The organism is Enterorhabdus sp. P55 (genome assembly GCF_009911695.1).
In the GTDB taxonomy this organism is placed as follows: Bacteria; Actinomycetota; Coriobacteriia; order Coriobacteriales; family Eggerthellaceae; genus Enterorhabdus.
Genome location: NZ_QWKK01000052.1, coordinates 1 through 15,127, shown reverse-complemented (window position 1 = coordinate 15,127; position 15,127 = coordinate 1). Strand labels below are relative to the sequence as shown.

Below are 15,127 nucleotides of genomic sequence, written 5' to 3'. Positions count from 1 at the left end.
GGGCGCGGCCACGTCCCCGGCGGGGATGGGCGACCCGGCAGCCTCGGCGCGGGCGCGCACGGCATGCGGGCTCACGGTGGCCACCATCGCCGGCGTGCCGGCCGCGCGCACCGCGGCGGCCTGGGCGCCTACCACCGAGTCGTCCCCCGCCACGATGACGGCCATGTCATCGCGGCCAGAAGGCTCCACGACCCCGCGGTCCAGGTACTCGATGGTCACCCGCGTGCGCGCGCCGGCGCTCGCGAAGAGCGCACGCACGTGCCCGGCCAGATCCCCCGGGGCGGTCTCGTCCACGTAGACGCTCACCGACAGCGGCGTGGCGGCCGCGGCGCCAGTGTCAGTCGCCGCCTTCAAGACGGCTGAGATGTCAATGGGTAGCTGCATAGGCGCCCTTCCTTCCTAACGCGTTGTGATGGGTGCAGACGGAGGCGATGAGCCCGAGCATGGCGAAGTTGACCACCATGAACGACGACCCGTAGCTCACGAACGGCAGCGGGATGCCCGTGATGGGCATGAGCCCGCAGGTCATCCCGATGTTCTCGAGAATCTGGAACAGCCACATGCCCACCACGGCGCACACGATGAGCATGCCGAACAAGTCGTCGGCCGCGCGCGCGATGCGCAGCGCCACCACGATGAGCGCGACGTAGAGGGCCAGAAGCGCCATGACCCCCACGAATCCCAGCTCCTCGGCCAGGACGCAGAAGATGAAGTCGGTGGGAGCCTCGGGCAGGTAGCCGTAGGCGGCCTGGGTGCCGTTCAGGAGCCCCTTGCCGAACAGGCCGCCCGAGCCGATGGCGATCATGGCCTGGGCCAGGTTGTAGCCATCCCCCGACGTGTCGCCGCCCGGGTCGAGGAACACGAGCAGACGGCTGCGCTGGTAGTTCTTGAGCAGGCGGTACTCGTAGACGCCCGGCGACTTCTCGTACTTGAGGAACTCGTCGACGACGAACACCGCCGCGATGGCCAGGATGCCGGCTATGAGCGTGATGATGAGGTAGCGTGGCTTCGCGCCGCCCATGACGAGCGTCACGGCCGAGATGAACAGGTACACGAGCCCCGTGCCCAGGTCGGGCTGGGTCATGATGCAGAGGAACGGGATGAGCAGCAGCCCGAGCACCTTGCAGTACTCGCGCGCATCGTCGAGCGTGCCGCCGTAGCGGGCCACGAGGCTCGCGGCGAACAGCACCACGGTCACCTTGGCGAACTCGCCGGGCTGCACCTGCATGCCTATCTTGATCCACGACTGGGCGCCCTTGGCCTCCACGCCGATCACCGGCAGGTGCGGCGAGAGGATGAGCACCACGTTGATGACGAGGAACACCATGGTCATGTTCGCCAGGCGCCGGTAGTCGAAGCGCCACAGCACCGCCATGGCCACCAGGCCCGCCCCCACGCCGGCCAGCTGCCGCGTGAAGCTGAAGTCGGCGTTGGTGGACGTGGCCGACCAGCATACCACGAGCCCATAGCCCACGAGCAGCACCGCCACCACGATAAACGGGATGAGGGGGCCCTCCACCCCCGGGCCCAGGCGCGAGGGACGCGAGGCGCGGGGCGCGACCGGGGCGCTGCGCACGGAGTTGATCTGGGGAAGCTCTGCCACGGCGCCCTCCTAGTCCGTTCGTCCGGCGCTCGTGCCGTGGTACTCGACCGACTTGCCCGTCGACCCCGCCACGCGCTGGGGAGCCTCGAGCTCGGCGCCGGCGTCGGCCGCCATGGCCGCGCCGAGGAGCTTGGCCGCCACGGGCGCCGCCACCTCCGAGCCGCCGCCGCCCTGGTCGACGATGACCGTCACCACGTACTTCGGATCGTCATAGGGGGCGTAGGCCACGAACCACGCGTGGTCGGCCGCGCCGCTGTTCTCGCCGGTTCCCGACTTGCCGGCCGCCTGGACGCCCGCCTCGGCGAACATCGCGGCCACCTTGTTGTTCTCGGTGATGACGCCACGCAGGGCGTCGCGCACGTAGGCCAGGTGCGACGCGTTGGCGTCCACCTCGCTCACCACCTCGGGCTCGTAGGTGACCACCACCTCGTCGGCGGCGTTGCGCACCTCCTTGAGCAGGTGCGGGCGCATGATGCGGCCCGTCGCCACGCCGCCGTAGGCGACGGCTATCTCAAGCGGCGTCACGAGCACGTAGCCCTGGCCGATGATCATGTTGGTGTAGTCGCCGCCGCGCCACGGCGCCTCGGAGGGGACGTTGCGCCAACGCTCAGCCTTCCACGCCGGGGTGGGGATGGTACCGGCGGCCTCGTTGGCCAAGTCGATGCCGGTGGCCTTGTCCAGGTTGAAGCGCGCCAGGTAGTCCTGGAGCGCCGTCTCGGACACCTGGCCGGTGCCGGCCGGCCCGTGGTCGAAGAACGCCTTGGCTATCTCGTAGAACACCACGTCGCACGAGTTCACGATGCCACCGCGCAGGTCGAGCCCGCCGTGGCCCGAATGGTTCCAGCACATCTGCACGTCGCCCGATCCGAAGCCGTCCCACTTGCCCTCGCACACCCAGCCCGACGTGGGCGAGGCGAAGCCGTACTCGAGGCCCGCGAGCGACGTGAACGCCTTGTAGGTGGACGCCGCCGGGTACTGGCCGCTGATGACGCGGTTGTTGAGCGGGGCATGGGACTCCTCGCTCGTGTAGAGGTCCCAGATCTCCTGGGGGATGCCGCCGGTGAAGTTGGCCGGATCGAAGGTGGGGTAGCTCGAGAGCGCCAGAACGGCGCCGTCGCGCACGTCCATCACCACGGCCGCCGCGGCCACGCCGCGCCCGCGCCCGATGACGCCGTCGGGCGCCACGAGGTCGGCGAGCGTCTTGTCGGCGACGTACTGGACGCGGGCGTCGATGGTCAGGCGCACGTCAGAGCCCTTGACGGCCTGCGTCTCGCTCACCACCTCGAGCGCGTTGCCGGCGGCGTCGGCCAGCACGCGGCGCTGCCCGTGGTCGCCGGAGATGACGCCGTCATAGTAGGCCTCCACGCCGCTCTTCCCCACCGTGTCGGTGGCCTTGATCTCACGGCCCTCCACCTTCGCCTTGAGCTCCTCCTCGGATGGCGGGCCGGTGTAGCCCAGCACATGGGCCGCGAGCGCGCCGTAGGGGTACTCGCGCACCGTGCGCGTCTCCACCGACACGCCGGGGAAGGCGTCGGAGTGCTCGGCGATGAAGGCCACGTCGCGCAGGCGCACGTCATCGGCCACCACGCGCTGGCTCTGCGCGCCGCCCGAGGAGTCCTGGATGCGCTGGCGCACCACGTTGGCCGGCACGCCGAGCACCGCCGAGAGGCGGCGCACCACGTCGCGGTCGTCCGCCACGTCGGCGTCGGCGAGCACCGTCTGGCTCGCGCGGTTCTTCACGAGCGGCGTGCCCTGGACGTCGCAGATCAGGCCGCGGGGCGCGGGGGTGGACACGGTGGAGTAGAGGTTCTTCTCCGCGTCACGCGAGTAGTCCGACGACGAGAGCACCTGGAGGCTCCAGAGCTTGGCCGAGAGCGACCCGAACACGGCCGCAGCCAGCACGCCAAGGGCCACGAAGCGCCCGCGCAGGGCCTCGGAGGGCTTCTTCACCGCCGTCTGGCCGCGGGTGACGCGCACCTCGCCGTTCTTGGCGGAGAGGGCCTCTGAGGAGCTGTCGAACGGCGAGCTGCCCACGCCCACGGTGTCGAGCTGCTGGAAGTCCTTGCGCGGGGCGGCCTTGGCGCCGCGCCGGTTGCGCACGATGATGACCGCCGCGATGACGGCCACCGCTATGAGGCCCGCGGCGATGGCCGCGATGATGGCTGCGATCAAGACCGCACCTCCTTAGCGCAGTTGAGACGACCCCGGGTGCTGCAGAGGCTGCCCGACCAGGAATCGCGCGGCGAGCGGGTAGATGACGAGCCCCACGACCGCGTCGTAGAGCGCGCAGGGCAGCGCGCGGTAGACGAGCGCGTCTACGAGCGAGCCGCCCGTGCCGAGGGCCAGCGTCAGCGCGCCGTAGAGCACCTGGGTCAGGAGCAGCGACGCGACGAGGATGGCCAGGGGCATGAACAGCGTGTCATTGTTGAGCGCCCCCATAGTCCGGGAAGCGACAACTGTTACCAAGACGAGCAGAAAGGCCAGGGAGCCCACCGCGCCGCCGCCCACCAGATCGTAGGCCATGCCCATCACGAAGGGCAGCACCGGGCCGGCGGACTGGGGCCGGGCCACGGCCGCCGCCAGGCAGTACACGGCGATGAAGTTGGGCTGGGCGGGGCCGATGGCCAGCACCGGCGCCAACATCACCTGGAGCGCCAGGGCGATGAGGGCGCCAACAACGAGGGCGATGCGCTCGCGTCCGTCGGTCATGGGATCACGCACCCCCTTCTGCGTCGCCAGCCGGGGCCGAGCCCGCGTCGCCCGCCGCGGCCGGGGAGTCGGCCTTGAACACGACCATGACCTCCTCGAGCGCGCGAATGGACTCGCCCGGAGCCACGACGATGCGGCGGGTGGCGTCGCCGGCCGCGCCGTCCACGCGGGCGACCGTGCCGATGAGCAGGCCGCGGACGTAGCTGCCGCCCAGGCCGCTCGTGAGCACCACGTCCCCCACGGACACCGTCACGTCGGCGCCGATGTTCTCCAGGTAGAGCAGGCCGTCGAGCGAGCCGCGGACGATGCCCTCGGCACGGCTCGACTGGATGAGGGCCGCCGCCCCCGAGGCCGGATCGGACAGCAGGCGCACCGTGGACGAGCCCGGCGACACGGCCACGACCTGGCCCGCCACGCCCGAGGGGCCCATGACGGTCATGCCCGTCTCCACGCCTTCGTCGGCGCCGGCGTCGATGGTGATGGTCTGGTTCCAGGCATCGGTCGAGCGCCCGATCACGCGCGCGCCCACGCCCTCCAGGTCGTAGGCGTCCTTCAGATTGAGCAGCGCCTGGAGCCGCTGAGCCTCAAGGCGGTACTCCTCGCCCTGGGCCACGGCGCGGCGCAGCTGGTCGTTCTGCTCGCGCAGCGCGGTGAGGGTGGACTCGTCGGCGCCGGCGTCCTCCGCCGCGTCGGCGGCCCCGTCGAGGGCAGCATCGGCCGCGGCGCCCGCGGAGCGCGCCGGCGCCACCGCGCCGGCGACGACGGCCTGGACGCGATGGAGCGGCCCGTCGGCGCCCTCGCGGGCATAGACGGTCATGCTCGCGAGCGAGATGACGAGGAGGACGGCGAAGAGCACCCGCCGAAGGAGCGCCGAGCCTTGGTTTTGGAAGTTGAGGGCCATCGAGTGGGGCGGCCTACTTGGAGCGCATGAGCGTCTGGCGCAGGGCGGTGGGCGTCTCGAGCACCTTCAGGCAGCCGGACACCACGTTGGTGAGCGCCGTCTCCGACACCCACACGGGGATCTCCAGCTCGTTGGTGAGGTAGCGGTCGAGCCCGTGGAGCAGGCCGCCGCCGCCCGTCAGCAGGATGCCGTTCTGGATGATGTCCGACGCGAGGTCGGGGTTGGTCTTCTTGAACGTCTCCTTGATGTGGAGGACCATCTCCTCGATGGGGGCCTGGAGCGCCGCGCGGACGTCCTCGGACTGGATGGTGACCTCCTTGGGCTGCTCGGTGATCATGTCCTGGCCCGAGATGATCATGTCGCGCTCGCGCCCGTCCTCGAAGGGCAGGATGGAGCCGATCTTGATCTTGATGACCTCGGCCGTGCGCTCGCCGATCTTGATGCCCAGAAGGTCGCGCAGGTGCACCGCGATGGCCTCGTCCAGCCGGTTGCCGGCCAGGCGCAGGCTGGAGGAGGTGACGATGCCGCCGAGCGAGATGACGGCCACCTCGGTGGTGCCGCCGCCGATGTCCACCACCATGGATCCGGTGGGCTCGGTCACGGGCAGGTCGGCGCCCATAGCCGCGGCCATGGGCTCCTCGATGAGGTAGGCCTGGCGCGCGCCGGCCTGGATGGCGGCCTCGAACACGGCGCGCTTCTCCACCGAGGTGGCGCCGCAGGGAATGCAGATGACGATGCGGGGCTTGGGCTGCCAGGGGTACTTGCGCTCAGAGGCCTTGTTGATGAAGGCCGACAGCATCGCCTCGGTCACGTCGTAGTCGGCGATGACGCCGTCTTTGAGCGGATGCTCCGCCGAGAAGGCCTCCGGCGTGTGGTTGATCATGTTCTTCGCCTCGTGGCCGACGGCCAGGACGCGATGGGTGGACTTCTCTATGGCGACGACCGAGGGCTCGTTGATGACGATGCCCTCGCCCGTGATGGCGACCAGCGTGTTTGCCGTTCCCAAGTCGATGGCCATGTCGGCGGACATCTGGCCGGTCAACCCCGAGAACATGTCTAGAAAGGACATACTTAGCTTTCCCCTTGGGTCAGGTTTCGGGCGTGCGAATTCATAATCGGTTCAGTTAGATTCGGATTCTACCATAGGGGCCCCGTACCCCCGCCGAAATCCACACGGCGCACACCGCCCCACCAGGCCACAGGCGCCCCGCGCGCGCCCATCGGCCGCAGGCGCCGGGGCGCCGCGCGGGCGCCTGCGGCTAGTGGACGCTGCAGGACAGGCAGGGGTCGTAGGCGCGGACGAGCTTCTCCACCTCCAGGCGGATGGCGGCCTCCGAGCGGCCCTCCCCCACCAGCTTCTCGGCCAGAAGGCGCATGTCGGCCTCGAGGTTGGCCACGTTCTGGGCCGTGGGCGTGAGGATGTTGGCGCGGATGACGCGGCCCTCCCTGTCGATGGCCAGGCGGTGGAACAGCGCGCCGCGCGGCGCCTCGGTGAACCCGACGCCCTCGCCCGCGCGCACCTCGAAGGCCGCCGGCGCGCTCGATCCCTCGAAGGCGTCGTCGGCCAGGCGGCGGCAGAGCGCCGCGCACCGGTCGAGCACGTCCACCAGCTCCACGGCCTGGGCCAGGTTGTTCATGAGCGGGTTGAGCTCAGGCGGGCGCAGCCCCGCCTTCGCGGCGGCATAGCGGGCCCGCTGGCTGAGCGCGTCCCACGAGGCGTTCACGCGGGCGAGGGCCGCGGTCATATACGGGCTGCCCGTGCGGCGGGCACGCGCGAGGAAGGCGGCCGAGTGTCCCACCGGGTACTCCTCCACCTCCTCTTCCACCTGGGCGCAGTTGAAGTCGTAGCCGGCGCGCACGAAGCGGGCCGCATCCGAGTCGCACACCGGGTAGCGTCCGGGCGCCACCATGGCGAGCATGTCGCCCGCCGTCTCGATGGCAGGCACCTCGAACCCGTCGAAGAGATCCACCGCCTCCACGGCGAAGTCGGCCATCGCGTCCATCTTGTCCGCCAGCGCGCGGTACTCCGCCGGCGTGATCTCGCTGGTGAAGCCGCCCACCACCGCGGTGATGGGGTGCACCGAGCGCCCGCCCACGGCGGTGCAGAGCTCGTTGCCGAGCGCCTTCATCCCAAGCGCCTTGTCGAAGAGCGCCGGGTTCTCGTCGGCCAGGGGGAACACGCTGCGATGCCCGAGGAAGTCGGGCGCGCTGAACACGAACAGGTGCGTGGCGTGGTTCTGGAGGAACGAGCCGTACACGAGCAGCTCGCGCAGGGCGGCCGTGCGGTCGGTCACGCGCACGTCGAGGGCCGCCTCGATGGCGCGCAGGTCGGTCACCACGTGCGATGACGAGCAGATGCCGCAGATGCGGGAGGCCACGTAGGGCACCTCGTCGAAGGGGCGCCCCACCACCATCGACTCGAACAGGCGGGCGGGCTCCACCACCTCCATCTGGCAGGTGAGCACCTGGCCGTCCTCGATGACCAGGCGCACGTTGCCGTGGCCCTCGATGCGGGCGATGTGGTCGATGCTGATAGCGGTGCGTGCCATGGCCTATCCCTTCGGTGCGAGGCTCGGGTCGACGGTGTTGAACAGCTCGAGCGCCTTGTCGAGGCGCGCCGGGTCCACGCCGCTGCGCGTGGCGACGGCCCGCGCCGAGGCCACGTTGGCGTCGGGCGAGAGGCCCGCGCAGCCGTTGCAGGGCCGGCCCAGGTCGGGGCAGCGCGCGCCGCAGCCGGCGCGGGTCACCAGCCCCAGGCAGAGCGTCTCGCGACCGTAGAAGCAGCCGCGCTCGTTGCGCTTGCACTCGCCGCAGAGCGTGGAGGTGGGCACGGACTTGTTGGAGCCGCGCAGCACGCGCTGGAGCGTGTCGGCGAAGTCGAGCGGGTCAATGGGGCAGCAGCGCACCTCGTAGTCCACGGCGATGACGCTTCCCACCGGCGCCGGCGCGCGCAGCGCCCCGCAGGCCTCGGGCGCCGCCTCGCCGTAGACGGCCGCGGCGCGCTCCTCGAAGCCCGGCGCGGCCATGGCGGGGATGCCGCCGGTCACGGCACAGGCGCCGATGGCGATGACCCACCGGGCCCGCGCCCGCGCCGCGCTCAGCGTCTCGACGGCCTCCTCGGTGGTCGCGGCGCCCTCCACCACGGCCACGTCGAACTCCTCCGGCATCGGATCGGAGGACGTGAGCTGCCAGTAGCGCAGGTCCACCTGGCCGAGGATGTCGAGCAGGTGCCGCTCGACGTTCGTTATCTGGAGCTGGCAGCCGAAGCAGCTGGCCAGCCCTATCACCACCACGCGGGCGGGCTTGTTCTCCGTCATCGCGTCCATGCTACATCGACCCCTGGATGTTCTTCGCTTCCCAATAGTTGAACACGGGCCCGTCGATGCAGCAGTACTGGTGCCCGATCTGGCAGTGGCCGCACTTGCCCATGCCGCACTTCATGTGCCGCTCGAAGCTCATGTAGATGTGGTCGTAGCTGATGCCCTTCTTGCGCATCTCCTCCACGACGAACCTATACATCACCGGCGGCCCGCACACGGCGCCGAAGGTGCGGCCCGGATCGACCTCCAGATGCTCGAAGGGCTTGGTGACCAGGCCCACCTCGCCGTCCCACGTGTCATCGGGGTTGTCGACGGTCAGGTACAGGTCGAAGTCCTTGCGGTGGCGCCACATCTCGAACTGGCTGCGGAACATCACCTCGGCCGGGCTCTTGGACCCGTAGATGATGGTGACCTTGCCGAAGTCGGAACGCTCGTCGTGGATGTTGTTGATGAGCGAGCGCAGAGGCGCGATGCCCAGGCCGCCCGCCACGAGCAGGATGTCATGACCGCGCATCTCGTCGAAGGGGAACGGACGCCCGTAGGGGCCGCGGATGCCCACGATGTCGCCGCACTGCATCTGGTGGAGGCGCTCGGTGAAGGTGCCGGCGCGGCGCACGCACAGCTCGATGAAGCCGCTCTTCGACGGCGAGCTGGAGATGGAGATGGGCGCCTCGCCCACGCCGAAGAGCGACAGCTCCACGAACTGGCCCGGCTCGTGCCGGAAGGCCTCGCGGATGCGCTCGTCGATAAAGCGGAACTCGAAGAGCTTCTCGGTGGCCGTGAGGTCGGTGATGGAGGTGATGCGCGCCGGCCACGGACGGTAGGGGTTCGCCCGGACGAGCTCGGCGCCGGTGAGAGGCGCGCCCTCGTCACGCAGCGGCGCCACGGACACCCCGGCGACGGACTGGCTAATCGGCATTCTCGGCCCCCTTTCGCTCGAAGAACCTCAGCACCTCGATGGGCGAGATGTCCGCCTTGCAGGCGTAGACGCAGCGGCCGCAGCCCACGCAGAGGTTGCGGTCGTGCGTGGCGAGGAAGCCGTTGAGCTTGTGGTACATGCGGTGCCGCACGCGGTTGCGCCCGTCGGCGCGGAAGTTGTGGCCGCCCGCCACCACCGCGAACTGCGGCGAGGTGCAGGCATCCCACGTGCGCTCGCGCCGGCCGTGGACGCCGTCGGGATCCAGGGTGTCGCGAATGTCGAAGCAGTAGCAGGTGGGGCATACGCTCGAGCAAGCCGTGCACGACAGGCACCGGCCGCCGAGCTCCTCCCAGAACGGGTCGGAGTGGAAGGCATCCATGAGCATGGGCACTTCCTGGATGTCCGGGATCTCCGGGTTGAACGACGCCTGGCGCCGGCGCGTGGCGCGGCGGAAGGCGATGCGATCCTCGTCGGTGGCCTCGCGGGGGTTGCACGCGCCCTCGAGCACGTTGGCCGCCTCGACGCTGCCGATGCTCACCAGGTAGCGGCCGCCGATGTCCTGGAGGAACAGGTCGTAGCCGGTGCGCGCCTCGTCGGCGTCCATGAGGTGGCAGAAGCAGCCCTCAGACGGCGTGCAGCTGATGCCCACCACCATGGTGGCGTCGCGGCGCGCCTCGTAGTAGGGGTCGGGGTAGCGCGCGTCCCGAAAGACCCGGTCCAGGCTGTTGAGCGCGTTGATGTCGCAGGCGTGGACGCCGAAGATCACCCGCGGGGTGACCGCCTCCACGTAGTCGGTGACCTCGTTGGCCTCCGCGTCGAACCGAAACAGGGTCTCGCGCGGCGGCAGGACGTACTTCTTGGGCGAGGTGATGGTGGTGGGATAGTCCAACACGATCTCGTCGAAGGAGCCCACGGCCTCGAAGGCGAAGCTGCGGCCGCTCCTGACCGGGGCGATCACCTCGTAGCGCTCCATGAACGCGGCCACGAGCGCTGGAAGCTCCGCGGCGTCGATCACTCGGTAGAGCATGCGTGCTCCTCAGTCTCTCGTCAGCGGGATAAGGCGATGGCCCCATCCTACTCCCCCGCCAGGCCCGCGCGCCCCGCGCCCCGGCGAGAGGGCGTTTTCTCCAGACCGGCCGCCCTTAGAAAAAGCGCCCCGGGAAGCAAATTCGTTCGGTTTTGCACTCCCCGGCAAGGGAAATCGGGCACGCTTCTTCCGAAGCCGGGGCAAAACCCCAGGTCGCCATCGGCCAGAAGGCGTCAGCGGGATCCGATCCCCCGTCTTTCGGGTGCAAAACCGAACGAATCTGCATTCCAGAGGCTCCCGTGCGCAGGAAACGCCCCCCCAAAAAAAAAGAAGAAGGCCCCCGAGGGGGCCTTCCCGCGTGCGTGAAGCCGTCTCGCCCTAGGCGAAGAAGATGCCGATCTCGCGCTCGGCGGACTCCGGGGAGTCGGAGCCGTGGATCACGTTCTCGTCCATGATGAGGCCAAAGTCGCCGCGGATGGTGCCCGGGGCCGCCTCAGCCGGGTTGGTGGCGCCCATGAGCGAGCGGCACTTGGCCACGGCACCCTCGCCGGAGATGACCATCTTCACCACCGGGCCGGAGGTGATGTAGGAGATGAGGCCCTCGTAGAAGGGCTTGCCCTCGTGCTCAGCGTAGTTGGCAGCAGCCTGCTCGGGAGTGACCATGCCGAGCTCCATGCGCTCGACGACAAGGCCGGCGCGCTCGAAGCGGTTGATAATCTCGCCGATGTGGCCGTTGCGCACGCCGTCGGGCTTGATCATGGAGTAGGTCTTCTGAATAGCCATGGGTTCTGGGTTCCTTTCCGTTCTCTTCTCTATTCGCAGCCGGGGCCGCCCCGGTCGGGCGGCCCCGTCGATGCGCGGTTCTGGGAGGCGCGCTAGTTCTGGCTCGGGAAGTACAGCTCGATGTTCGAGATCTTCCAGCCGATGAGGTCGCGCACCATGGAGATGCGGTACTGCACCTCGCCGCCCTCGGGCGTATGGGCCGTGACGTAGACCGTCGAGTCGCTCATGGACTTGTTCATGCCGTCGATGACGGGGCTGGCGTCCTGGGTGACCGGCTCGATCATCGTGTCGATGGACGAGGCGCTCGTGGCCTTGGAGAACACCTCGGCCTTGGCTGCCTCGGGGTTGGCGAACAGCTCGCGCACCACCGTCTCCTGGCTCGGGAAGCCGAAGCCCTGCGTGTAGGCGAACACGCCGCCGGCGCAGGCGAGCAGGATCACGATGATGAAGGCCACGAGGATCTTAAGGCCGACGTTGCGGCGCTTGCGATCCTGCTTGGCCAGGCCGCGCGACCACTGCTCCAGCTCCTCGTCGCTGGCGTTGAAGAAGTGGTCCTCGCCCTGCTCGTAGACGCCCACGTAGCCGGGGTAGGCCCCGTCGTCGTAGGACGCGCCCTCGTCGTAGTAGAAGGCGTCCTGGACGTCGTAGCCCTCGTCGTAGCCGTCGTCGTAGTAGGCCGCGTCCTCCTCGTAGACGGCCATGGAGGTGCCGTCAGCCGCCACGTCGAGACCCGACATATCGGCCACGGGCAGCACCTGGGTGAGCGCCGAGGTCTGCGAGGGCGACGCCACGGGCGGCGCGGGGACGGCGGCCAGCCCCTGGCCGACGGTGGTGACGCCCTGGGCCACGGCGCCCACGGCGCGCTGGTAGTCCACGCTCGCCGAGTCGGACAGGAAGTAGGTCTTGTCAGCGATGGCCTGCTCGAAGGCGTTGACCGCCTTCTCCATCTCCCCGCAGGAGACGTAGGCCTGGCCCAGGCTCGCGTAGAGCTTGTTGCGCGTGGCCGGCGTCATGTCGAAGGGAAGCGCGCTCTCATAGGAGGCCACCGCATCGGCCGGGCGGTCGAGCGCCATGAAGCACACGCCCAGGTTGAGCAGGGCCTTCGTGGGATCCGGGTTCTCCTCGTCCAGCGCCGCCTCGCGGAACGCCACGCCCGCCTCGGCCGACTTGCCGAGCTTCATGAGCGCGTTGCCCATGCCCATGTAGGCCTTGTAGACCGCAGGGTAGCTGTCGTCGGAGACGGCCTGCTCGAAGCAGCGCACGGCGTTGTCGTAGTCGCGCAGGGACGCGTAGGCCATGCCGAGGTTGCACTCGACCGTGCCCGCGGCGCTGTAGGCCGGGTCGGCCGTGGCCTGGGTGTAGGCATGGATGGCCTCGGTCGGGTTCTTCAGCTTGACCAGGCAGTTGCCGATCTGGTGGTACAGAAGGCCCATCTCGCCGGGGGCGAGGGGGCACGTGGCGTCCTGGAGGCACTGGGTGAAGCCCATGAGGGCGCCCTGGTAGTCCTTCTGCTGGTACTGGCGGTTCGCTTGGTCAAACAGCTGGTTGTTCATGGAGTTCCTTAAGTGTCGGTCCTCGGCTCCGGGCAGGGAGGCAGCCGGGTAGTGCTACTGGGCGACGTTCTCGATGACGACCGACTCGATGAGGTCGCCGGCGCGCAGGGAGTCGATGACGTCCTTGCCCTCGATGGTGTCGCCGAACACGGTGTAGCCCGAGTCGAGCATGGGCTGGGCGCCCAGGCAGAAGTAGAACTGGGAGCCGGCGGAGTTCGGGTTGGACGAGCGCGCCATGGCCAGGGTGCCGTCGTTGTGCTCGTTGTGCGGGTTGGTGGTGAACTCCTCCTTGATGGAGTAGCCCGGGCCGCCGGTGCCGAAGGGGCCCTGGCCCTTGGCGACCTGCTCGGGGGTGGCGTCACGCGTGGTGGGGCAGCCGCCCTGGATGACGAAGCCGGGCACGTAGCGGTGGAACTTCAGGCCGTCGTAGAAGCCCTTCTGGGCGAGCTCGACGAAGTTGCCCACGTGGATGGGGGCGTCGGCGCCCGCCAGCTGCACGCGGATGGTGCCCTTGGAGGTGGTGATGACGGCGATCTCGTCGCCCGTGGGCTGGTATTCGGGAGTGTACATTGCCATTGCGGTGGCATCCTTTCTCTCTCGGCGGCGGCCCCGCGTCCTCGCGAGGGCGCCGTGCCAGCGAATGTTCGCATATGGGAGAGGATTTTATCAGCACCGTCAGGCCAAATGCCAAAATACCGTTAATCTTCACGCCCCCTGGCCGATCGGCGGGCGGGAAGCGGAGGGCCAAAGGCGGCGACGCCTCTTGGCGCGCAGCGCGCGTTCACGGCGGAGGGCCGGCCGGGCTTCACGGAAGGCCCAGGCCCTCGGAGGGGCCGGCGCGCCGGTGGCGGGAGACGCGGCGGGATGGCAGGGTGTCGGCAAACCGGGGCCATCCGCGAAAGGGCCGCGCCTCCCGTCGTCTATGCTAGCGAATCGGCGACGGGCATTGTAGTCGTGACTTTGTGGGCCCGATTTGGCACAATACCTGTTCAGACGCTAGTTTTGTAACCGCGTGATTACGTTTTCGCAGCCCAGGGGGCTAGCGCCCCGGACGGCCGTCGCGGACACCCGCGTCTGCGGCCCCGCGCGCCTCGCGGACGACGTGCTCGAGGGACTCCTCGGCCTGCTCCGCCTCGTCGCCGGCATCGAGGAACTTCTTGCGGGTGACGAAGTTCCACACCATCACGATGACGGTGGCGCCGATCTTGGTGACGCGGTAGTCGATGGCCAGAAGACCCGTGCCCAGGTACATGCAGGCGTCGTTGATGATAAGGCCTGCGACCGAGAGGATGACGAAGATGGCGAACTCGCGCCGCCGCGACATCCCCTTGCGGTGGGTGAAGACATAGCGCATGGACGCGAAGTAGTTGAACGTCACGGAGACGATAAACGAGATGGTGGCACTGGCCAGGTAGTCCACGCCGAACGCCTCGGTCAGGAGCACCATCAGCCCGTAGTCGATGACGAAGGCGATGACGCCCACGACGCCGAACTTCATGATCTGCTCGATGAGCTTGCGCACGGCCCTTCCTCCCACGTCGCGCCCCCTCGTCAGGGGGACGGGCTCGCGCCCGTCCGACCCCAGCGGCCCATTGTGGGCGAGGAGGGCCGCAAGCGCAAGGGCCTGCGGGGCGAGGGGCTGAAAATGTGCAGGAAATCCTTGCATGCCAGCCAGTCGTCTGGCATACTATATGGGCTGTTTTGGCAGCGTGCCACCCGTCCCCATAGTCTAACGGTTAGGACGCGGCCCTTTCAAGGCTGAGACACGGGTTCGATTCCCGTTGGGGGCACCACGATTGACCGGGCCTTTCTTCGGAAAGGCCCTTTTCGTAGGCACCGCCGCTCGCGCCAGTGGCTGGCACGCGGGCAAAAAAAGAACCCCTGAGCGGGGTTCGGAGGCGCGGCGCGGGACGACGCGCGAAAGGCTTGGATGGTGCCCTCGACAGGATTCGAACCTGCGACTTTCTGCTCCGGAGGCAGACGCTCTATCCCCTGAGCTACGAGGGCGCGGCGCCTATTATACGACAACCTCCGCCGGGCGGACGGAGGATTTTGACCGCGAAGGGACGGCCATGGACCAGACCCAGATCATCACCGTGGAACGCATGGGCTACGGCCCCGAGGCCGTGGGCCGGCTGGCCGACGGCAAGACCGTCTTCGTGGCGCACGCCGCCCCCGGCGACGTGGTGGAGGTGGCGCTCGTCGAGGAGAAGCCGAGCTTCGCCCGCGCTCGCCTCGTGCGCGTGGCCGAGCCCGGCCCCGCACGCGCCGCCGCCCCGGCCTGCGCCGCCGCGTGCGGCGGGTGCCCCTGG

General features: G+C 69.1%; 14 protein-coding genes, 2 tRNA genes and 1 pseudogene. 2 read left to right on the top strand and 15 right to left on the bottom strand.

The window, feature by feature from the left end; translation table 11 throughout:
- From D1643_RS06510 to D1643_RS06445, 14 genes and pseudogenes are all read right to left on the bottom strand, one after another.
- Positions 1–384: pseudogene (locus tag D1643_RS06510) on the bottom strand (hypothetical protein); the annotation flags it as partial.
- Positions 368–1,603, bottom strand: coding sequence for a rod shape-determining protein RodA (rodA, locus tag D1643_RS06505; RefSeq protein ID WP_160709836.1), 1,236 nt, complete (start codon positions 1,601–1,603; stop codon positions 368–370). The gene rodA and the pseudogene D1643_RS06510, both read right to left, overlap by 17 nt.
- A 9-nt stretch (positions 1,604–1,612) precedes the next feature.
- A complete protein-coding gene (gene mrdA, locus D1643_RS06500) occupies positions 1,613–3,775 on the bottom strand; it encodes a penicillin-binding protein 2 (RefSeq protein ID WP_160709834.1) in 2,163 nt (720 codons plus the stop codon).
- A gap of 12 nt (positions 3,776–3,787) precedes the next feature.
- Entirely contained in the window at positions 3,788–4,312 is a 525-nt protein-coding gene (mreD, locus tag D1643_RS06495) for a rod shape-determining protein MreD (protein ID WP_160709832.1), read from the bottom strand.
- A 4-nt stretch (positions 4,313–4,316) separates the two neighbouring features.
- Positions 4,317–5,213 carry a rod shape-determining protein MreC gene (mreC, locus tag D1643_RS06490; RefSeq protein ID WP_160709830.1) on the bottom strand — a complete coding sequence of 299 codons (897 nt, stop codon included), beginning with the start codon at positions 5,211–5,213 and terminating at the stop codon, positions 4,317–4,319.
- Between the two features lie 13 nt (positions 5,214–5,226).
- Positions 5,227–6,282 (bottom strand): rod shape-determining protein, encoded by a 1,056-nt coding sequence (locus D1643_RS06485; protein WP_160709828.1) that lies wholly within the window; start codon positions 6,280–6,282, stop codon positions 5,227–5,229.
- Positions 6,283–6,472: 190 nt separating this feature from the next.
- Positions 6,473–7,762 (bottom strand): Ni/Fe hydrogenase subunit alpha, encoded by a 1,290-nt coding sequence (locus D1643_RS06480; protein ID WP_160709826.1) that lies wholly within the window; start codon positions 7,760–7,762, stop codon positions 6,473–6,475.
- Between the two features lie 3 nt (positions 7,763–7,765).
- A complete protein-coding gene (locus D1643_RS06475) occupies positions 7,766–8,539 on the bottom strand; it encodes an NADH:ubiquinone oxidoreductase (RefSeq protein WP_160709824.1) in 774 nt (257 codons plus the stop codon).
- A 1-nt stretch (position 8,540) separates the two neighbouring features.
- Positions 8,541–9,452 (bottom strand): FAD/NAD(P)-binding protein, encoded by a 912-nt coding sequence (locus D1643_RS06470; RefSeq protein ID WP_160709822.1) that lies wholly within the window; start codon positions 9,450–9,452, stop codon positions 8,541–8,543.
- Positions 9,442–10,479, bottom strand: coding sequence for a 4Fe-4S dicluster domain-containing protein (locus D1643_RS06465; protein WP_160709820.1), 1,038 nt, complete (start codon positions 10,477–10,479; stop codon positions 9,442–9,444). Before D1643_RS06465 ends, D1643_RS06470 begins: the two co-directional genes overlap by 11 nt.
- Positions 10,480–10,857: 378 nt before the next feature.
- The gene (gene ndk / locus D1643_RS06460) at positions 10,858–11,262 is read right to left on the bottom strand and encodes a nucleoside-diphosphate kinase (protein WP_160709818.1); all 405 of its coding nucleotides are present in this window, start codon (positions 11,260–11,262) and stop codon (positions 10,858–10,860) included.
- Between the two features lie 92 nt (positions 11,263–11,354).
- Entirely contained in the window at positions 11,355–12,815 is a 1,461-nt protein-coding gene (locus tag D1643_RS06455) for a tetratricopeptide repeat protein (RefSeq protein WP_160709816.1), read from the bottom strand.
- Positions 12,816–12,869: 54 nt separating this feature from the next.
- Positions 12,870–13,391, bottom strand: coding sequence for a peptidylprolyl isomerase (locus tag D1643_RS06450; protein ID WP_160709814.1), 522 nt, complete (start codon positions 13,389–13,391; stop codon positions 12,870–12,872).
- 463 nt (positions 13,392–13,854) lie between these two features.
- On the bottom strand, positions 13,855–14,337 hold the full coding sequence (locus D1643_RS06445; protein ID WP_160709812.1) for a GtrA family protein: 483 nt from the start codon (positions 14,335–14,337) through the stop codon (positions 13,855–13,857).
- A 196-nt stretch (positions 14,338–14,533) separates the two neighbouring features.
- Between D1643_RS06445 and D1643_RS06440 the strand changes: the two genes are divergently transcribed.
- Positions 14,534–14,608: transfer RNA gene (locus tag D1643_RS06440), tRNA-Glu, on the top strand.
- A gap of 138 nt (positions 14,609–14,746) precedes the next feature.
- On the opposite strand, the gene D1643_RS06435 is transcribed toward D1643_RS06440, so the two are convergent.
- Positions 14,747–14,822 (bottom strand) — tRNA-Arg (locus D1643_RS06435).
- A gap of 65 nt (positions 14,823–14,887) precedes the next feature.
- Here D1643_RS06435 and D1643_RS06430 point away from each other — a divergent pair.
- On the top strand, positions 14,888–15,127 hold a 240-nt coding region (locus D1643_RS06430; protein WP_160709810.1), incomplete at its 3' end, for a TRAM domain-containing protein.